The sequence below is a fragment of the Pelagicoccus albus genome (assembly GCF_014230145.1).
Classification (GTDB): Bacteria; Verrucomicrobiota; Verrucomicrobiia; order Opitutales; family Opitutaceae; genus Pelagicoccus; species Pelagicoccus albus.
Window position 1 is genome coordinate 711767 of the sequence record NZ_JACHVC010000006.1, and the last position, 20240, is coordinate 732006.

General features: G+C 51.5%; 16 protein-coding genes. 6 read left to right on the forward strand and 10 right to left on the reverse strand.

Annotated features, from left to right (window positions below; translation table 11 throughout):
* Positions 1-9: 9 nt before the first annotated feature.
* Both H5P27_RS06400 and H5P27_RS06405 read left to right on the forward strand, forming a co-directional pair.
* On the forward strand, positions 10-1140 hold the full coding sequence (locus tag H5P27_RS06400; RefSeq protein WP_185659538.1) for a DUF58 domain-containing protein: 1131 nt from the start codon (positions 10-12) through the stop codon (positions 1138-1140).
* Positions 1115-3319, forward strand: a complete 2205-nt coding sequence (locus tag H5P27_RS06405) for a transglutaminase TgpA family protein (protein WP_185659539.1) — start codon at positions 1115-1117, stop codon at positions 3317-3319. The genes H5P27_RS06400 and H5P27_RS06405 overlap by 26 nt, the downstream gene beginning before the upstream one ends.
* Here the strand turns inward: H5P27_RS06405 and H5P27_RS06410 are convergent.
* The 8 genes from H5P27_RS06410 to H5P27_RS06445 all read right to left on the reverse strand — a co-directional run bounded on the left by H5P27_RS06410 (position 3294) and on the right by H5P27_RS06445 (position 13440).
* Complete coding sequence (locus H5P27_RS06410) at positions 3294-5246, reverse strand: penicillin-binding transpeptidase domain-containing protein (RefSeq protein WP_185659540.1); 1953 nt, start codon at positions 5244-5246, stop codon at positions 3294-3296. The genes H5P27_RS06405 and H5P27_RS06410 overlap by 26 nt on opposite strands.
* Positions 5243-5779, reverse strand: coding sequence for a hypothetical protein (locus H5P27_RS06415; RefSeq protein ID WP_185659541.1), 537 nt, complete (start codon positions 5777-5779; stop codon positions 5243-5245). The genes H5P27_RS06410 and H5P27_RS06415 overlap by 4 nt, the downstream gene beginning before the upstream one ends.
* Positions 5776-6612, reverse strand: a complete 837-nt coding sequence (gene mreC / locus H5P27_RS06420) for a rod shape-determining protein MreC (RefSeq protein WP_185659542.1) — start codon at positions 6610-6612, stop codon at positions 5776-5778. The genes H5P27_RS06415 and mreC overlap by 4 nt, the downstream gene beginning before the upstream one ends.
* A 45-nt stretch (positions 6613-6657) precedes the next feature.
* The gene (locus H5P27_RS06425; RefSeq protein WP_185659543.1) at positions 6658-7689 is read right to left on the reverse strand and encodes a rod shape-determining protein; all 1032 of its coding nucleotides are present in this window, start codon (positions 7687-7689) and stop codon (positions 6658-6660) included.
* Positions 7690-7887: 198 nt separating this feature from the next.
* The gene (locus H5P27_RS06430; protein ID WP_185659544.1) at positions 7888-8151 is read right to left on the reverse strand and encodes a Sec-independent protein translocase subunit TatA/TatB; all 264 of its coding nucleotides are present in this window, start codon (positions 8149-8151) and stop codon (positions 7888-7890) included.
* Positions 8152-8223: 72 nt separating this feature from the next.
* Entirely contained in the window at positions 8224-9954 is a 1731-nt protein-coding gene (gene rpoD / locus H5P27_RS06435) for an RNA polymerase sigma factor RpoD (protein ID WP_185659545.1), read from the reverse strand.
* A gap of 21 nt (positions 9955-9975) precedes the next feature.
* Positions 9976-11871 carry a DNA primase gene (gene dnaG, locus H5P27_RS06440; protein ID WP_185659546.1) on the reverse strand — a complete coding sequence of 632 codons (1896 nt, stop codon included), beginning with the start codon at positions 11869-11871 and terminating at the stop codon, positions 9976-9978.
* Positions 11872-11907: 36 nt separating this feature from the next.
* Complete coding sequence (locus H5P27_RS06445) at positions 11908-13440, reverse strand: tetratricopeptide repeat protein (protein ID WP_185659547.1); 1533 nt, start codon at positions 13438-13440, stop codon at positions 11908-11910.
* A gap of 283 nt (positions 13441-13723) precedes the next feature.
* Here H5P27_RS06445 and H5P27_RS06450 point away from each other — a divergent pair, with 283 nt between their 5' ends.
* The 3 genes from H5P27_RS06450 to H5P27_RS06460 are packed head-to-tail and all read left to right on the forward strand — an operon-like array spanning position 13724 to position 16503.
* A complete protein-coding gene (locus H5P27_RS06450; RefSeq protein ID WP_221774626.1) occupies positions 13724-14749 on the forward strand; it encodes a hypothetical protein in 1026 nt (341 codons plus the stop codon).
* A gap of 26 nt (positions 14750-14775) precedes the next feature.
* A complete protein-coding gene (gene aroB, locus H5P27_RS06455; RefSeq protein ID WP_185659548.1) occupies positions 14776-15870 on the forward strand; it encodes a 3-dehydroquinate synthase in 1095 nt (364 codons plus the stop codon).
* A 33-nt stretch (positions 15871-15903) separates the two neighbouring features.
* Positions 15904-16503, forward strand: a complete 600-nt coding sequence (locus tag H5P27_RS06460; protein WP_185659549.1) for a hypothetical protein — start codon at positions 15904-15906, stop codon at positions 16501-16503.
* On the opposite strand, the gene H5P27_RS06465 is transcribed toward H5P27_RS06460, so the two are convergent.
* On the reverse strand, positions 16500-17687 hold the full coding sequence (locus H5P27_RS06465; RefSeq protein ID WP_185659550.1) for a class I SAM-dependent methyltransferase: 1188 nt from the start codon (positions 17685-17687) through the stop codon (positions 16500-16502). The two genes, H5P27_RS06460 and H5P27_RS06465, sit on opposite strands and share 4 nt — an antisense overlap.
* 92 nt (positions 17688-17779) lie before the next feature.
* A complete protein-coding gene (locus tag H5P27_RS06470) occupies positions 17780-19069 on the reverse strand; it encodes an FAD-dependent oxidoreductase (protein ID WP_185659551.1) in 1290 nt (429 codons plus the stop codon).
* Between the two features lie 325 nt (positions 19070-19394).
* Here H5P27_RS06470 and H5P27_RS06475 point away from each other — a divergent pair, with 325 nt between their 5' ends.
* Positions 19395-20234 carry an ion transporter gene (locus tag H5P27_RS06475; RefSeq protein WP_185659552.1) on the forward strand — a complete coding sequence of 280 codons (840 nt, stop codon included), beginning with the start codon at positions 19395-19397 and terminating at the stop codon, positions 20232-20234.
* Positions 20235-20240: the final 6 nt, after the last annotated feature.

Genomic DNA, 20240 nt, shown 5'->3' on the forward strand with positions numbered 1-20240 from the left:
GGTTTGCCCATGGCTGCGGACGTAGCGGAAGAACGTTTCGATTGGAAGGGGCCGGCAGCGTACAAGCGCCGGATTCCATTGTTACGGAAACTTACCCGAGTTGTTGTTCCGCCGAAGGGTCATAAGGTGGTTCCGACTGGATCTGGGATGTTGCTGATTTTTATAGGTCTCACCATTGGACTAGCGGCATACAATACGGTGAACAATGTGCTATTTGCGGCCCTAGCTCTGCTCATCTCCGCGCTCATTTTAAGTGGTGTTATATGCTGGGGAAATATGCTCTGCGCTCGTTGGAGACTTGAGGCGAGTCCCACTTTTAGGGTGGGGGAAGAAGGTAGCGTAAGTATTGTCCTAGAAAACGCTCGGAGGAGATTTCCGCTCTTTTGCGTTTCGTTTGAGATCAGTTCAGGTGGGCTTGAAGATCACTGCAAACTTTTCATGAGAGAGCGATTGGACCCGGGAGAGTCAACGGCTCTTACCTGGCGTTTTAAGCCCTCCAAGCGGATGAAGACTGCTTTTCGCATCGAGAGCGCTGTATCCAGTTTCCCATTTGGATTTCTTGTGAAATACCTGCCAGGCGAGAGCGAGCGAGAGGTTAGGATTTGGCCCCGCAGGATCGCGTACACAAGGAACCGCAGTCAGGAGTCGGTAGGCGCGAAAGAAGGCAAGAGTAGTCGCAAACAAGGTATCTCCGGCGAGCTAATAGGGCTTCGCCATTACGAGAGAGGAGACTCTTTGAGGTCCATTCATTGGAAAGTATCCGCGAAACAAGGACGGCTAATCGTAAAGGAAAACGCTACCGAAACTCAGCCTATATTCGATATTGTCGTTGATCCGGCTAATTACCTCTGGAGCGATGAAACCCATTTCGAGAAGATGTGTTCGATGGCGGCTAGCATGTCGGAAGACCTATTTCTGGAAGGCAAGATCGCGCATTGCCACGTGAAAGGTTGGGGAAGTATTCGAATCCAACGCGTGTCAGACCTTGAAGCTTTTTTTGACATTTTATCGGAGCTAAATCCGGTCGAGCCGCAAGCAACTTGGGATGTTTTGGCTGGACCAAACAGAATCAACTTTGCCCCGCTGCAAGGGGATGGGGTAGGAGCATTTGTAAATGATGTCCAAGTCGCACAGTCATAGCCTTGAGGATTTGCTCGCCCTCAAATGGGTTCTTGGCGCTTTGATGGGGCTCGTTTGTATCACGACGCTTTTCAACATCACGGGACACAGTAAGTTACCTGCGATTCTTGCTAGCGCTGCGGTGCTAGCGGCCCTCGTGAAGCCTGGCCTCATAGCCAAAATCCCGCAGGTCGTTTGGAAAACTTATGCCTTGGCCATCATTCCGCTGGTATTGGTCGATGTAATCGCCAAGGACACAATCCCGGCTCTGTTGGATCTGAATACCTGGCTGATTTTGTATCGTTGCTTAAATCACGGTAAGCGACGGGAGGAAATGCAGCTCGCCTTGCTCTGCCTTTTTTTGATGATAATGGCAGGGATTTTGACAGCTACGCTTGTATTTGGTTTTCAGTTACTAGCTTTCTCCGGGCTCGTGGTTGCGTATTTGTTGGTCAATACATCCATTGAGGCCAAGGCGGGCGGAGATTACGAGTACCTGGAGTCTTTCGTTCGGAATCATAATTTGAATGTCCTTCGGGCCTTAGGGTCGACTTTCTCAACACGCTTTTGGTTCCTTGGACTCGGCATTTTCTCGTCGATGGTGCTATTGGCTGCTGTCGTTTTTATTGCGATACCTCGTATCAATATAGACGACAAGGTAAGTCTCTTTCAGATGAAGACCAAACAAACGTATTCGGGTTTTAGTGACAGAATACAGCTTGGAGAGGTTACGAATATCAAAAATGACACGAGTGTGGCATTGAGAGTAGACGTGCCAGATGATGCCACGGTTCCCATGGAGCCCTACTGGAGAATGTTGGCTCTCGATGATTACGAGAATGGGGTTTTCCGCCTTTCTGACAGTTTAGCAGAATTGCAGAAGAGTCCGTTGGCCTCGCCGTACCACGCAGTGCGCTATTGGCCCGACAGGCGTTTTTCAGAAAAGCCTAGCTCCCTCAGCCGAGACAAGTGGACCTTTTTCATGGAGCCGGAAGTGAGTCGATATCTACCATTGGTCGGTGATTTTCAGCAAATGACCGTGTCAGATTTAGATGACATCTCAATCGGACCCCACACCTATTCGGTGGCCCTGGACGAGATTAATTCAAAAATGGTTTCGTACCAATTGGAGGGCGTTCGCTTTAACGGAGTAGTGCCTGATGTCCCATCGAGTGCTTATCCCCAATTTTTGTCAGATCCATTTGCATCCGATGTTGATCGAACAGCGTCGCAGTATCCCAAAACTTTACTACAATTGCCTAGCGACGATGCCTCTGCTCGGGTTTTTAGGAGCGCTGCAGCACGTTTAGTCAATGGCGAGAGCCTGACTCCCATAGAATTTGCGCGGAGAGCAACTCAGTCACTTTGGGATTCTCACAGTTACTCGATGTCTGTGCGTCTGCCAAAACTGGATGGAATGTCCGATCCCGTGGCAAGATGGTTTAGTTCGGAGCTTCCAGGCCATTGTGAGCTTTTCGCAACCTCCTTTGTCCTGATGGCTCGCTCTGCTGGTTTTCCAGCCAGAGTTGTCGTTGGCTTCAAAGGCGGAGAATGGAATGACTATGAAAATTACTTTATGGTTAGTAATTCCGATGCCCACGCTTGGGCTGAAATTTATGATGGTGTTGGAAATTGGATACGCGTTGATCCGACTCCTGGCTCTGCGATGCCTTCGATTGAACAAAGCACTGAACTGGTTGCGGAAAAAAAGGGGATATCCGATTCGGCCGCATTTTTGGATAGCTTGAAACTCCTTTGGTACCGAAGAATCGTGAATTTCGACGAGGAGGCCCAACGCGAAGCGGCAGTCCAGCTGAAGGATTTCTTCCTCGCTTACGCGATGGTAGCGGAAGATTGGGCCAAGCAGGCTGGGGAATATCTTTATTACTGGGTGACCTCTCCTTGGAACGCATGGAGAATCACCTACATGCTCAGCCTTTTGGCAATCCTCATAGCTGCCTTCATCATTCAGAGAAATATGGCTTTGAACCTGAGAGAGCTCGTGTTGGCTCCTTTCAGAAGGGGAGATCCTATTAGGCGAAAAGCGAGCAAACTTCTTGATCGTCTGTCGCAGAGGACGGCAAAGGACGACGAAACTTTCAATCGAGTGCTAGACGATTTGAAGAGGCTTAGATTTGGCTCAAAGCAAAGTTGGCCCAACGCTCGTGTTGTATTCAAGGATGCGCGACGCTTGCTGTAGGGGGAACGTCTAACAGGTCCGGATTTTTCTCCACGTAAGCCTGCAGCATGGCGTGAGCGACCGGAGCCGCGTGTGCCCCCCCAAAAAAATTCTGATTCAGAATTTGCCCCTCTATCACCACGGCCAGTGCGACTTTTGGATTTTCCACGGGAGCGAAAGCAACGATCCATGCCAGCTCGATCTTCCCGCCATCCTTGGCGACTTCAGCGGTACCGGTTTTTGCTGCGATGGAAAGTCCCGGAACGCGGATATTTCGACTGCTTCCCAAGGTGGCTGAACCTACCATCCCTTTCACCAGAATTTGGTGTTGCTCTGGAGTCAGACCAGTAGGTTTTGGAGGTGGACGTTGTTCGACCTCTGCCGGACTGAGGCGAAGGATACTAGGTTTGGTCACGATTTCGTTGCGGGCTACTCCCGCTATGAAGACTGCCATTTGCAGAGGAGTGACCCGGGTGAAACCTTGGCCAATCGCAAGATTGGTTGTGTCGCCGTGATACCAACCTTGGCCGATGCGTTCTTTTTTCCACTCCTTAGTGGGGATAATCATGTACCCCGTTTCATGAGGTAGGTCTATGCCTGTCTTATTGGCCAATCCCATGTAGATGGCCTCGCGACTGATATTGTCCACTCCGGTTTCCAGTCCAGTCTCGTAGAAATACACATTGCAGCTGTCGCGTATACCTTCCCATAGAATTTCTTCTTGGTGCCCGCTTCTTTTCCAACAGTACTGAATCCGTCCGCTTACGTGTTTAAAATAGCCAGGGCAGTAGTGAACGGTATCGGCGGTAACAGTGTTGGCTTTCAACGCAGCGGTCGATGTTACCAGTTTGAATGGGGAACCCGGCGGATACAGTCCTTGGATCGCTCGGTTTTGGAGTCCGCCGTCCCGCTTCATCTCCTCATAGGTTTCGGTACTGATGAAGGGGGTCGTGTCGTTTAAATCGTAGTCCGGCTTACTGACCATTGCCAGGACCTCGAGGGAATTCACATCGAGCATGACGGCGGCGCCAACTTGTTCACCTTCAGTTTCAGTGGCTTCGTCGTAGGTTTTGAATGCGTCTTCGGCGGCTATCTGGACGTCTATATCCAAGGAGAGCTGAATGTCTTTTCCTTTAACCGGATACTGTCTCTCAGTGCTTTCAACCTGGAAACCGTAAGGATCGACTATCCAGATTTCAGTCCCCATCTCACCTTGCAGAATGTCGTCGAATTGTTTTTCGACTCCGGATCTGCCAAAGGTGCCCTTCTCCGAAAACGTGGTTAGATCATCTCCCGGAAGTTGGGAGTCGGGGGTTAGGACAGTTGAGGAGACGTAGCCCAGTGTGTGTGACGCTGTTGATTCGTAGGGGTAGTTTCGCTGGTTGGAAACGTAGACTTGAACCGGCGATTCGATTGGTAGCGATTCGAGTAGAATAGCGAATTCCTCGCGAGTGAGGTCTTGGATAATCGGAAAGGGCAGAAGCGGGTTGTAGTTAAGGTGGGCGGATACCTTTTCCACATTAACGTGTTCGTCTGTCCCAAGCATCCGATTTACGTCGTCCAGGTAGGTTTGGATTACGTTGGCCCTCGCTTCCTTTTGAAGCCGTCCCACATTGTATTTCTCCTCACGCTCGATAAACCCGTCTCGCAGGGTCCGGTATTCGCGGCGGAACGCTTCTCTTACGCCGGAATCGCTGAGGTAGACGACTGCGGAAAATTTAGGCTTGTTACCCACGAGGAGTCGGCCCTCTCGGTCGAAAATATTCCCGCGAGGGGCTGGGGTAACAATTCTGCGGTGGTTTTGCTTCTTAACTCGAGTGGAAAACTCATCGGTTTCCACCAACTGCCGGTAGCCTACGCCAACGAGCAAGGTTGTAATCATCATGCCCAAGAGGATATAGAACAGGAGCAAGCGCCCCTGATATTTCGTGGTCTCCTCTTGTTTCATAAGGGCTCTCGTTGTTCCTCAGCCAAATTGATTCCGAAAATGGCGAGCACGCCAGTGTGTGTGTCGAAGAAAATCTTATTGATTATAATTACGACAAAAGTGCTTGCGAAAAGGTTCAAAACAACGGGCCAAAAGTGAATCGCTTCTGCGCCTAGGTACTTGGCGGCTCCAACAGTATAAACGCCGTAGGAGACGATGTTTAGTATGATCGTTGTGGCCATCGCTGAGGTGCTTACTTCCCGGCGAACCTTGGAGCGAAGCAGATGGGCGATCGTGCAGAGAATTAGGCTTAGCACGAGGGTGAAGCCGAATGGGAGAGGTGATCTGCTATCTAAGTAGAAGGCGATAGGGGCGAGAGACAGCATACCTTGCTTGAGACTCAGCTCCAGAGCGCTGAAGGAAATGAGCATTCCCAGTACAAAAAACTGAATGCCAGACGCAGATAGGTAGAAGTTCATCTGCGAAACGAAAAATAGGGTGAGGTAGTGCCCTAACGCCACTATCAGCCACCTGTTCCGAGAGAAGCTGATCATTGTTCGGGCGGAATAAGAATCATTACGGCTACCTCCGTGATAGAAGCGAGTCGCTTGTCGAGTTCCACTTCACCGTCGTAAAACATACCGCCAGCTCCCTGGCGGAGTCGGCGGATTTCGCCCACGCGGAGTCCAGCTGGGTAAACGCCTCCCATTCCGGAGGTGATGAGAACAGGGCGGTTTTCTGTTTCTGAAACTTGGATGTCGACGGGAATGAATTCTGCGATTCCGACAGGTTGGGCAAATGAGGTGGAGCCGCCACCGCGATAGCTCAACGGCCGATTGTCCCCTTCGATTACTACCGCGAGTCGAAGGTGATTACTGCTTATAATGTCTACCACGGAAGTGTAGGCGTGCACTTCGCGAACACGACCGACAACGCCTCCGATGAAGACGACTGGAGCTCCGACTGGAATTCCGTAGTCCCTCCCTTTGCGGATGGTGATTCGTTGCCACCATGCGTTGAAATCGCGTTCCACTACGCGGGCCACTTCGTATTGGTACTCGGGGCGAGACGGAAGCTGCAGCAGGTTTTCCAGGCGGCTGATTTCGTCCTCCAGAGATTGATTCTCCAGGGCAGCTAACTGGTAAGCGGCGTTCAATCGGGCTAGACTTTGGCCCGCTTCGAAGAGGTCGTTCTTGGATTTTGTTCTTGCTGACCAAAAGTCCTGCAGATCGCGAACATAGGACGAGGCGAGCGAAACTGGAGCCTGGAATTCGTAGAAGCTCGTTTTGAGGAAACTCTTTACGACGAATGGGAGCAGCAGCCAAAGAAACAGGGCGCTGCCTAGTACGATGATGGGCTTAAAGTGGATGAGACGCTTCTTGTACAAGGCTCAATCCTTTGTTTTCGGTGGTGAAAGCGGAAATGCTCTCACCTAGTCTTTAGCATTGCTGGTGACGTACGGAAGCAAGTCGTTTAGCTCCGCGAGAACGGCACCTGTTCCATTTGCGACTGCAGAAAGTGGATCATCTGCAATGGTGACTGGCAGACCTGTACGGTCGCAAAGCAGTCTGTCGATACCTCGAAGCAAAGCCCCACCTCCAGCGAGTACAAATCCGCGGTCAACAAGGTCAGCCGAGAGTTCTGGTGGACAGCGTTCCAAAGCGCTGCGAACCGCTTCCACGATCGCGCTAACCGTATCGGCAAGAGCTTCGCGGATTTCTTGAGAGGAGATAATGATCGTTTTTGGCAATCCAGCAACGGAATCGCGACCTTTTACCTCGATAGTCATCTCTTCGTCCAAGGTGTTTGCCGATCCTACGCGGAGCTTAATTTCTTCTCCGGTACGCTCACCGATGAGGAGATTATAGGCTCTTTTCATGTAGTTGATGATCGCTGCGTCTAGCTCGTCACCACCGACACGAATACTTTTCGCGTAGACAACCCCTGCCAGTGAAATGATTGCGACTTCGGTGGTACCGCCACCGATATCAACGATCATGTTTGCGGCGGGTTCCTCGACTGGGAGTCCGACGCCGATGGCAGCGGCCATTGGCTCTTCGAGAAGCATAACTTCTCTCGCTCCCGCATGAGTGGCAGACTCTTTTACCGCTCGTTTCTCAACTTCCGTGATCCCGGAGGGGATCGCAATAACGACGCGCGGTGGAATTATTTTGGCCGTTTGTACTTTCTTGATGAAATAGCGAAGCATCGCTTCGGTGATGTCGAAGTCAGCTATGACGCCATCTTTCATCGGGCGAATCGCCGTAATGTTTCCAGGGGTACGACCCAGCATCTTTTTCGCTTCGTCACCGACGGCGAGTACACGACGAGTTGCGCTGTGGATTGCGACCACACTCGGTTCACGGAGTACGATCCCCTTGTCTTTCGAATAGACCAGAGTATTTGCCGTTCCTAAGTCGATACCGATGTCGTTGGAGAAGAGACCGAGAAGATTGCGCCACATGGATAGCTAAGATGCTCAATAAAAGGACGTTTCGAAGCAAGCGTTTAAACGTGCGGCTAGGCAAACGCAAACTTTCGGTAAATATCGATTTTGTTACGTATAGGTTCGCTGAAAGGGGCTAGGGAAACAAAAAACCGGTCTCATCTCTGAGACCGGTTTGAAAATTGTAGTGAAGATTCGGAGACAGCTTCGGGCTACTTAGCTTTCAGCCGAGGTCTTTTCCTTGTCTGCAGTTGGTTGCGGTTTCGGAGCTGAAGGCTTTGGCTCTTCTTCAATCGCATTGCGAACTTCGTCTTCTATGCTGCTGGTTGCTTTTTTGAACTCTTTGATGGACTTGCCCACACCGCGAGCGAGTTCCGGGAGTTTCTTAGCTCCGAATAGAAGAATGAAGATGACGATTACGATCGTTATCTCCGGCCATCCCATGTTCATGATTCCGAGAACTGCGTTGTTTGCTTGCATCTGTCTTTGGTTGAATCGTTGCGAGCGAGGAGTGTAAAGCCTATTAGATGGGCTTTAAGTCGCTCGAGGAGCTTAGTCTTTGGCCTCTTTGCCTCCTTCTTCCGCTCCGGAAAGGAAGGTGTTGGGGCCGTCGAACTGCTCGTTTTCGAAGAATCCGTGGAGTTGTCTGATACGGGTAGGGTGACGCATTTTCCGAAGCGCTTTGGCTTCGATTTGACGAATACGCTCGCGAGTCACCTTAAACTGTTTTCCAACTTCCTCAAGAGTTCTGCTGTATCCGTCGACCAGACCAAAGCGGAGGGATAGCACGCGACGCTCGCGTTCCGTGAGAGAGTCCAAGACGTCGATGATCTTCTCGCGAAGTAGGCTAAACGCAGTCTGGTCGTATGGATTTTCCGCCGACTTGTCTTCGATGAAATCGCCGAAGTTTGTGTCGTCTCCGTCGCCGACCGGGCTTTGCAAGCTGATCGGTTGTTGAGCCATCTTCATGATGGTCTGAACCCGCTCTACGGGGAGAGCCATTTCCTCTGCGACTTCCTCGGGGGTTGGTTCGTGCCCGTACTCCTGCAGAAGCTGCTTTTGCACCTGCATGACCTTGTTCAGGGTCTCGATCATGTGAACCGGGATGCGGATCGTACGTGCCTGGTCTGCGATGGAGCGTGTGATCGCCTGACGAATCCACCAAGTGGCGTAGGTTGAGAACTTGTAACCGCGGCGGTACTCGAATTTTTCGACCGCTTTCATCAAGCCCATGTTGCCCTCCTGAATCAGGTCTAGGAAGGAGAGGCCACGGTTAGTATACTTTTTAGCGATGGAGATAACCAGACGAAGGTTCGCCTCGACCATTTCGGTTTTCGCCTTGTGAGCCGCTTTGAGGTGCTTTCGCACTTCGGAGATGAGAGATAGGAGTTTCTCTGGCTCCAGTCGGTAAGTGTTGTGCATCACTTCCAGTTCTTCGTGCAGAGGCTCGGTCTTGATCAGAGTATCCGCGGTAGTCTTGGGCTTTTTGGCCCTGTCGAGTTTGCGGTAGATCGCATTGATGCGAGTCAGATCCTTGCTGATCGTTTCGTCGATGTACTCCTCGAAGACCTTTAGCTTAAAAAAGAATTTTGGGAAAAAGGCTCTCAGAGTGTTTTCCTGTTTGCGAAAGCGGGAGCGGATTTTCTTTTTCGCCTCTACATCGGTCTCTTCCATGAGCTCTTCCCAAGTCGCCATCATACGAGCATAGGTTTTTTGGCTCTTTTCAACATGGACAGGTAGGTCTTGGAAGAAGGTCTCGCGGTTCTCGATCTTCTTATCAATGACGATGCGGTCGAAACGCTCTTCTCTGTTCAGCAGCTTCTCAGCAAGGTCGATGGTGAACTCGGCCATGATGCCCACTGAGAATAGGGCTTCCTGGGCTTTCAGCTCCGCATTTTCGATTCTCTTAGAAATTTCGACTTCCTGCTCGCGAGTAAGCAAGGGCACTTGACCCATCTGCTTGAGGTACATTCGGACAGGGTCGTCCAAAATGTCGTGTTGGCTCGCCTTCGTTTGCTCCTCTTCAGCTTCCTCCTGCTTTGCCTTGAAGTTGTCGACCTCTTCCGGGTCGAGGATGTCGATCTCTAGGTTTTGAAGGATAGAGATTACGTTATCGATGTCGTCCTGACTATCGATCCCCTCGGGTAGCGCTTCGTTGATGTCGCTGTGCGTAAGGTAGCCTTGCTCCTTGGATTGGCGGATCAGGTAGCGTATACGCTCGTTGACCTGATGCTTGCTAAGGCTAGGCTGATTCTCTTCTTCGCTTTTCTTCTTGCGTGGCATGTTGCTGAGTCTGGTGCTGTCTTATGAAAATAAAGAGCCCACCTGAGGCGGTTTATGCTTCAGTTGGCTTAATGCAGATAATTCTCCGAGGAGGGAAAGTGCGGCAGCGTCATTGGTTGCTTGTTTTCTTCCGATTTCAAGTTTTAATTCTTTGCTCTTTCGTTCTACGAATTTGGAGACCAATCGCTTGAGCGCTTCGTTTGCAAATCGTTCTGGGTTCTCCTGGGCCTTAGCCTCGAAGAATATAGAAGATGCAAGTGTCTTCTGTTCGGCGCTTTCTAGGGTTTCGTTAAGCGAATCGGGGCCATTCCACATGTCGTGGAGGAATTCATTCAAGACGAAGTTGAGCAGATCACCCTCAGGTAGGCTTGAATCTATCCATTCAGGATCTACTAGTTGGGCGATTTGGCTTCCGAGCTCGTCTTCCAGCATGCACAGGGCCAAGAGGTCGTGTTCCACAGAATAGACCGGTTTATGACGGGATTGTTCTTGATAAGGTGGATTTTGTGTTGGCGGTGCGTTGTTTTGTGTGGCGGGTGGGACGCTCGGACTTGGCGGGGGCGGAGGGTTGTTTCGGTCTTGTTGGCCCGAAAAACGCCTGAAATCAGCCAAGGTTGCCCTCGGGTCCAATTCGAATGCCTCTGCCGCTTGTTTCACGAATTCGACCTTGGCCGCCTCGGAATCGGATTTTTGGATAATGGCAAAGACCTCTCGAGCCGCTTTCGCTTTGCTCTGGGGAGTCATTCTCTCGCCGGGTGGGGTGTGGGCTCGGCAGGCGAATGGGATGGGTTGAAGTTTTCGTTCCAATAAGGATTCGAGCGCTTCGCGACCTCCTTCGCGGAAAATGTCGTCTGGGTCCTCTTTGTCGGTCAATGGGATGAAGACCGCTTCTACACCTTGAGCGAGGGCAAGCGGTAGCATGCGTAGGGCAGCTTTTTGACCTGCGGCATCGCCGTCCAATAGCACGATCAGTTGCGATTCGTATCGTTTCAGTAGACGGAGCTGCGATTCGGTAATGCCCGTGCCTTGCGGAGCGACGGCAGTCTTCAACCCGACGCTCCAACAGCGGATTGCGTCCAGTTGTCCCTCAACCATAACAAAAGGGGACTCCGAATTCGCTTCCATGCGGGCCCGGTCTAGGTTGAAGAGCAGATTGCTTTTATGGAAAATGGGCGTCTCGGGAGAGTTGATGTATTTCGCCTCGCGACTCGGGTCGTCTTGCGGAGTGATGTCGAGCTGCCGCGCCGTAAAAGCGGTAACGCGGCCTTGGTGGTCGCGAATCGGGATCATGAGACGGCCTCGGAAGCGATATCCCATGCGTTCGGGATCGATTCCTCGCTTGGCGTAGAACAGACCGCAAGCTTCCATAGCCTCGCGGGAAAAGCCCTTTTTCACGGCCAATCTTCCGAGCTCCACGCAATTGGTAGGCGCGAAACCAATTTTGAATTCTTCAGCCGTTTCGAGCGAGAACTGACGGTTTTTGACCCAGTAGTTTCTAATCCACTGGCCTTGCTTGTCGCTGCCGAGAAAACTCTCTCTGTAATAGTCGGTCGCGAGCTCGTGCAAGTCGAAGAGTTCTTGCCGCAGGCTTCTTTCCTCGCGGGCTCGACTGTTGCCTTGTTCGTATTCAAGTTCGAAGTTGAACCGCTTGGCGAGGGTCTCGACTGCCTCGGTGAAGGTGAGACGCTCGGTCTCCATCACGAATGAAATAGCATCTCCAGCGTTTCCCGAGGAAAAGCACTTGTAGAATCCTTTATCCGGAGAAACGTAAAACGAGGGAGTCTTTTCGTTGTTGAAGGGACTCAACCCTTTGTATTCCGAGCCTGACTTCTTCAGGGTGACCTCGCGGGAGACCACATCGTAGATGTTGATGCGGTCCTTTAGGTCACGTATACTGCTCGGTTTAATCGCTGGCATGGGGATCGCCCATCAGGGCTGCGGGCAGAATCCGTATCAATTGCCGTTTTGCAAGTACCGATTGGCCTCCTGAGTGCCGGAATCTCCCGGCTTGGCGATAGCGAGAAAATCGCGGTAAGCGGCTGATACTATTGAACGAGGAGCGCTCGCGTTTCGGAGGGTTTGAGCCAGCGTCAACGCGATTGGCGGACTGTTGGGAAATAGGAGACGCATGGCCTTAATCTCCTCCAGCGCTCGGTTGGTATTTTGCGTCTTAACGATGGTTTCCAGATACTGGTGGACAATAACTTCGGAGCGGGGGGCGCGGCGCTTGGCTTCCAAAATCGCCGATTCCGCGTCGTACCAATTCTCTTGAGCGTAACAAGCGAGCGAGAGCCGATACCAGAGCTGCGGATCGTCGACGTTGTCGGCGAGCAATTCCCAAAATAGAGAGGTTGCCTCTGAGTAGTCACCTGCTTCGTAGGCTGCGACTGCCGCTTCGTAGGGTGTCAATTCCAAGGCGTCTGTTGTGGCCTCCGGCTCTTCGATCGGATTGCTAGGCTCATCAGCTTGCGCGATCGGTTGCATGGGACTGTCCTCCAGTCCGTCGTCAAAGAGGGCGAGTGGGGGCTTGGTCGTTTCCTCTTCTGTTGGGTTCTCCTGTTGAACTTCGGAGTTTGTCTCTGTGGCGATCGCCAAGGAGCTAGCTAGATCCTCGGCTTGCTGGGCGGCCCTTGTTTCTTCCTCCTCCAGTCGCTTTTCTTCAAGTGCGCTTCTTTCCAATTCCAGTTGGGCGGCCGCTTCGGCAATTTCTCTGCGAGCACGTTCCCAGTTATCCAGAATTGTCTTCGACTCCCGAATTCGAGGGTCGCTCGAGTTTGCTCCGTATCTTTGTTCGTAGCGCTGCATCCATATGGCTGCTTGCTGGAGCTGCTTCAAACTTGTTTCCAGCTTGATGAGCTCTGCCAGCGCGTCTTTGGCTGCGTAATCGTCTTCGTATGCTGCCGCCTGGCTAAACCAAGAACGGGCCTGAGGAATGTTGCGGCTGGTAAGGTAGAGTTGTCCGAGTTTCAAGGCCGGTTGAGAAGAGGGAGTTATTTCATTCCATTTGGCGGCGGCTTTGATCGCGTTGGTCAGTTTGCCAAGCTTCTCGTTCTCGATGGCTACGGATTTCCAGGCGAGGAAGTCGTCGGCGTGATTTTTCAGGTAGGCTTGAAACGCATCCACTGCGTCCTGGCTACGGCCTTGGCTGGCTCGAATCTCTCCGATTTTGACCCAGAGCTGGTCTGCTTCGGGATCCTGCTGGATCGCCTGCTCCAAGAGGCTCGCTGCCTCCTCAAGTTCTCCAGAGTTCTGTAGGGTCCGGCTCAGCGAGATCCGAAGCTCGTTAGAATCAGGGAATTTGGATAATCCCTTCCGGAGCGTTTTAAGTGCGGCGGCGGAGTTGTTTTCGAAAAGAGCTTCGTTCGCTTCCGATTGGAATTCTTGGATACGTTCTTCTCGACTGGCGCAACCTGCCAGGAAGGCCATGATTATCGCTAAGGAAGCGACGATGTTCGCTCTTTGAAAGGGCTTTAAGTCTGGAAACATTGGCTGATGTTGCGGTGTGGGATGCGACCGTGAGCGGATTCGGCTAAAATTCCGGAGAGTTGTAGCGAGAGCGGTGGATTTTTGACAACTTTTATTTACGTATGCTGTCGACTCAAATCGCTATTCCGGAAATGCCCGGCAAAGCTTGATCCTTCAGCGAATCGTTCGCATCTTTCGCTCGTTTCTTTAGCAAGTACAAGTTTACGTGAGAATTAGTCCCAAAAAACTCCAATCTTCCATATTTTCGGGTGGCTTCGTGTCGGCCGTTTTCTGTCTGGGATTCATGCTGTTCGCCCCATCTCTTGTTGGCCAACAGATTCAGGATCAGATAGACATCTTTGCCTCGCAGCCAGCTCCGCCTTCCAATCGGGTTTTCGAGTACGAAGTGGGGGGATTTGAGGTGGATCAATACTCAGAGGCCGTGGAGGACATGATTTTGCTCTACGAGCAGGCCCAGAAGAAGCCCTTGACCAAAGGGGAGCGAGGTCGGGTAGGGCTAAAGGTTTACAGCGATTCCGGACCTGGTTTGAGTACACCCGAAGCCTTGGTAGAGGCCGTTGTCCGATCCCTCGAAAAGCGGGGGTATGATCGAAATGAAATTTTCATAATGGGCCAAAGCGCCAACAGTCTTCGGGACTCAGGCTTTTTGCCACCGCTCAGCAAGCGTGCCTACGACTTTCACCGCGTTTTTGTCCGTCCGCTTGATGGAGGCCAGTATTATCACGAAAAGTGGTTTTACGACAGCCCGTTGCCAGCCAAGTCGGCCAAATATTGGATCGATGTTGCGGCAGAAAATCCATTTCCCGCCAAGAATGAAGAGGAACTGGCCCGCAAGAGCTACTTGCCAGTGCCGCTTCTGCACGAGGTCGATTTCTGGATAAACCTTCCCTGCTACTCGGACCATCCTATTTTAGGCGTCAACGGGGCACTCATGAACGCCACGCTTTGGAACGCCAGCAATACGACTCGTTTCCTGAACAGCCCAGCTACTGCCCCTGTCGCGGTTGCGGAAATGGGAGCGATCCCGGAACTGCGCGAAACTTGGAATCTAAACATCGTCAGCCTTGAACGCTACCAGTTCGTGGGCGGCCCGATTTTCAATTCCCTCTACACGGTTTCTGAACCAATCGTTCTCCTTAGCGACAACCCGGTCATGTTGGACTCCCTTATGGCGGAACGAATCAACGAGCACCGCAGGAAAAATGGGTTTGATCCTTTGCCCGAACAAATGAAGATCCTCGAGTTTTCAGAGCAGCTCGGGCTGGGTGATAGAGACATAGCGTTGATGGACCTAATTCGGGCTAACTAGTCACTTACCAGCTACCCGAAAATCCCGTGTCGATTACCAAACAGGTTACTGTCGAAACCAGTCGTTCATCCTATCCGATCTACATCGGACGAAACCTTGGGTCCCAGCTGAAGGCTGAGATCAAGAAGCTTAGCGAACAAAAGGGCATTGTTGCCATCGTTACGGACAGCAATGTGAAGGAGGCTCAGGCAGCTTGGTTCGAGGATTTGGGAGAGGATGTTCCCTTGCTTGTGGTCCCTGCCGGAGAAACGAGCAAAAGCATTTCGTTTTTCGCGAAGGCTTTGGATTTCCTAGCCGCAAACAAGCTTGATCGAGGCGGAGTAGTTTTGGCGGTCGGAGGAGGTGTCGTAGGCGATCTGACCGGTTACGCGGCCGCTTCGTATCTTCGAGGCATCCGGTTTATCCAAGTTCCCACTACACTGCTCGCTATGGTTGACAGCTCCGTTGGCGGCAAGACGGGCATCAATATCTTAGCTGGCAAGAATCTGGTAGGAGCGTTTCATCAGCCAATTGCCGTGTATTCTGATCTAGAGATGCTCAAGACCATGCCACCGCGGGAATTTGCCGCGGGAATGGCTGAGATCATCAAGCATGGGATGCTGCAGGATGCAGAGCTGTTTGATCTGCTTGAAGAAAACCCAGTGACTGGTCCAGACGACCAACGTCTCGATGCCGTGGTGGAGTGGAATTGCATGATCAAGGCAGCGGTGGTGAATGCAGATGAGAAGGAGACGGCGGCAAGCGGTGGCCGGGCTCTACTTAATCTAGGGCACACCTTTGGCCACGCTATCGAAAATGTGGCCGGATATGGAGAGTATCTTCATGGAGAAGCGATCGGGATCGGGCTTGTTGCCGCCGCCTTGCTTAGTGAAAAGCTCGGTTACCTGAGCGAGGAGGATGTGGCTCGTATCCGAAAGGTGGTGTCGGATCATGGTCTGCCAGTAGCTCTTAATTCCCCTTTGCCAGCCGCATCCTTACTTGCGGCCATGAGATTGGATAAAAAAGTCAAGGCAGGCGTTATTCGGTTTGTAATAATGAAACGTATCGGAAAAGCGGAGACGATCGAGTCTGCCGACATGGACTTGGTAGAAGATATCTGGCGTTCCTGCGGGGCGGCTTAATTGGTATTCGCTCCCATTTAATTCGAGCATAACATGTACAAAATCGAGGAGACCATTGTTAGCGAGTACCTCGAGCAAAATGGCTTCTTGGTTCGCCCGCTTCGCAAGTCTCGGTCCCAGACAAAAAAGAGCCTAGACGAGGGGCTCGACCTCTATGTTCGCAACATGGTCTTTCGGGAAGGGGGACGAGATCCCCATTTTCTCTTGTTTTCGAGTGAGTTACGCTACCTTGAGAGTGCCATCATCTGCGTACGCGGTTGGTATGGAGATAAGGCTGCCTTGGCGTCGATGAATGGAGGAGCGGACGTTTTAAAACATCTCGAGACCAACGTATCCAAACGAGTGAAAAAATGGTTCGATTATGATCCAAGTGTAAGTTTCGGAACCAAGTCGCCACCGAAAAAAATCTTGGTAGCTCCCGTATTTCCAACCCAAGAGCCTTATCGAACCCAGTGCACAGATCTTCTGAAGTCGAAAGGAGTGGATGGAATTCTGTCGTTTAAATCGATGACTTTGGAATTAATCGACAGAGTGGATACAAAGCAAATTTACGAAAAATCGGAGCTGTTGCAATTTTTGCGCATCCTCAAAACCTTTGATTTAGTCAAAGACTCTCAGATGGATTTGCTCTAAAGAGGAGTCAGACTCCAAAGATAGCAGCTGTCCCCTCGGTTTACTACCCATTGGTCATTGGTAGACTCCGGTGCTTGGGTGCTCAGGTGTATCGATAGATAGAGGTCCTCTATCGTGGGGCACTTGGCTTTTTGCCAACGCTTGGCGGCCCGTCTTGCGGAGATTAGCGAAATATCGTCGCCGTAGAGTAGAAGCCGCTCTTCGTTAAAGAGTAACAGGCTCTCTTCATCGTATTTCAATCCCCAGAATTCTTCGTCGAAGCCTTTTCCTTTACCGTCTATCAGATAGGTTTGCTGGCAGTCGAAAACCAGTTTTAGGAACTCTATAAAGTTTTCTATTTCCGTATCCGGAAGTTTGATATCGTTCCAGCTGAGTTCTTGGTTTAGCTGAAGCTTCGATAGAGAGCCAACTGGGATTGCAGTTGTGTCTGGTTTGGAATGATCTCCCGTTACCGGGACAAAACTACAAGGAAAATTTAGTTTAGAAACGAATACGTTTTCACTCTCCTTCCGCAGCAAGGTTAAGAGATCGTAATTCGGTTGCGCTTTCGAAACGAAGACAAGGAGTCCACCCTCGGTAATTTTTTCGAAGAAAGCTGCTGGCAGGTCCCAAGCGCTCGCTGTGAAGATCCCGCGATCGAAAGGGGGTTGTGCCTCGAGGGCCTCGAATGCGTCTCCGGAACTGAAATCAACTTGGCTCAAGCCTAGGTCATTCAAGGAGGCTTGGGCTGATTCGACTAGGCAGTCGATTATCTCCACGCTTACTACTTTGCCTCCCGGCCCGACGAGTCGTCCCATCATAGCTGCGTTCCAACCGCTGCCTCCTCCCAACTCGAAAACGCGATGTCCCGGCTTCAAGTTGAGCAGGTCCAACATGTAGAGGACAAGGGATGGTTGTGATACGGTGGAGAGCGAACGACCGTTTTCGTCTCTGTATATGCATAGCGGATGATCGGAATAAATTTCCGGAAGGAAGCTCTTCAGGTCTTCCTTCTCGAGTTCGACCCATTTCCGTTTCGAAGATGAATAGTACCTCTGGGCGAAATTTTGTCGTGGCGTATCCAAAAACGCTCGACGAATTTTCTTAGGGATAGGGTCGCCCCCGAAGAATTTCTCGGCTGAGAATAGGAGGGCGTTCTGGTGCTCGGAAATGAGCGATGAGTCGTCTGCGTTGGAGCTATGCACGATCGGAAAATTAGAAGAGAGCAAACCTCTGGCGACAAAAAAACGGCTTGGGCCCTCGCGGGAGCCAAGCCGTTGTCGTGGTTGATCGCTCGTTATACTAACACGTGATCGAGCTTTGCAGCATCCATATCCATGGCTACCTGTTGGGCTAAGCGCCTGAGGGTGTCGTCCGTAGCGGGCAGCGACCGGAGTACTCGGCCCCGGTTTTTAGCGAGCCAAGAGTCTGTCTTGTCGGTCGGTGAAGTCGCGCTTTCCAAGTCTGCGAGTTGCAGCCAGTTGCCAACCATATGTTCCGAAAGCTGTGCGAGCGCTTCTCTGCTCTTTAGAGGTTCGTCTTCAAAAATCAAAAGAGCATGGGCGAGCTGTTCGGCCTCTTGTAGCCCTAGATTTAGGCCAAGGCTGCCAAGCGGAGCAAAAGAGCGAGCCGAGTCGCCAAGGAAGAATACGTTTCCTTGATAGGGTTGTTCGAGGTATCGTTTTTCGAATGGGATGGCTGCCCGGTAGCGGAGGCGACCCATGTAGCCGGTTCTCCAGGGCACTCGTTCCTTAACGAGTTCCTCGAAGTGCCGCTGGTCGAGGAAATCGGGAAGCTCTTCTTCGAGCTGCATGTACGAGCGATCCTTTTCCCGATTTCTCGATGGGAGGGTCACTCCGTTGAATTGGAACTGCAGGCGAGCAAGGCCTGTATTGATCGGTTGTTGGGCGGTGGCTAAACCATCTTTTATGCTCAACAAAGTCCGGTGGGTAGGATCGCGATCGGAGTCAAATTCGAAGGTTACGAAATATTGGCTTTCACCGAGCTCCTTTTGTTCGATACCGGCGATTCTGCGTAGCATCGAATTGTAGCCATCTGCGGCGATTAGATTTTTAGCCCGGAAACGTAGTGATTTTACGATGACGCGTTCTTCGTGGGCGATGGCGTAACCCGTTCCTCTCTCCGCGTAGCGGTCCACGGTAACTTCCAATCCGTCTTCCGTTTCCCGGTAGTCGGAGACTCTGTGATCCCATAGGATACGCACGCCAGCGTCTTCTAGTTCTTGCTCAAGGCACATTTCCAGTTCCGACTGTGGAACGGAGAGAGCGTAGGGAAATGCGACTGGCAGTTCCCGCAAATCAAAGGTTTGCCGAAGAGATATCCCGTCAAAGAATGCGTAGGAATCGATGCGGTAGCCTGTTTTTATTAGCCTCTCCGCGATGCCGAGCCGATCGAGCATCTTCAAGGTGAGCGGATGAAGCACGGCAGAATTACTGCTCGTGCAGGAGCGGGGAGCGGCATCGACGATGGTGACGTCATTACCTCCATCCGCTAGCATTAGGGCAGCAAGCATGCCGCAAGGGCCAGCTCCTACCACAAGAGTTTCAACGCTTTTTTTGCCAAACATGATACACCCTCTTTCTTTGAGATTTTTATGAACTGGCGTTGAATAGCCGGTCGGAGTTTTGGCTGTTTTGAAGGGCGCCAAACCGTGAGACATGCGTTCCTCGCCTTTGACTATAATATACGCGGATTCGGTCAAAAGACAAGGGGAGTGGAGGCTGCAGGATGATGGGCAGAAAGAAGAAAAATACCTTATACCTTGAGTTAGCTGGCCAAGGGTATTCGAGGCGGGCGAGCCATTAGTTTTACTTTGTGAAAGGACGATAGCGGCCGCCGAAAATATTCACACTTGCAATGAGCTCATGACTGGAAACTCTTCGGCTTTCAATATGAGCCATTCTAAAGATACCCCTGCTCACTGGTCGAAATTCAGGGAAAATTGTCGCCGCGTCATATTCGAATCCACGCGGTACGACGAGAAGCTCTTTGATGTGGTTCTCATTCTGGCGATTATCCTCAGTGTAACAGTGGTGATGCTCGAGAGTGTCGCTCAGGTTAGACTTAGTCATGGAAGCCTGCTTTACATTTTGGAGTGGGTTTTTACTTCGTTGTTCACCCTCGAGTATGTCGTTCGCATCTATGTATCGAAAAAACCATTACGGTATGTGTTTAGCTTTTTTGGCATCGTGGATTTGCTTTCCATCCTGCCGACCTACCTAGATCTGTTTTATCCGGGGGCACGCTATTTGATGCTGTTCCGAGCGCTTAGGGTTCTGCGCGTTTTCCGTGTTCTCAAAATGGTCAAATACATGGGAGAGGCGAACTTGCTCTACCGTGCCGTGTGGGCCAGTGCTCGGAAAATAATCGTCTTCATGATGGTGGTGGTCACCATGGTTTTGATCCTCGGTTCGATCATGTATCTGATCGAGGGACCGGAGAACGGCTTCACAAGTATCCCCAAAAGCGTGTATTGGGCGATCGTGACCCTAACCACAGTAGGCTACGGAGATATTTCCCCGCAAACGCCTTTTGGTCAGATGTTCGCCTCGCTGATTATGATTATCGGTTATGGAGTGATCGCGGTACCGACGGGAATCGTGACGGCGGAAATCGCGATGGCGCGCCGTGGCTCCAGTCGTCCCGTAGCTTGCTCGAAATGCGGTGAGCAAGACCATGAAGAGTCAGCCAAGTTTTGTCGCAAGTGTGGCGAGCGGCTTTCGTCGTCCTAGCGACTT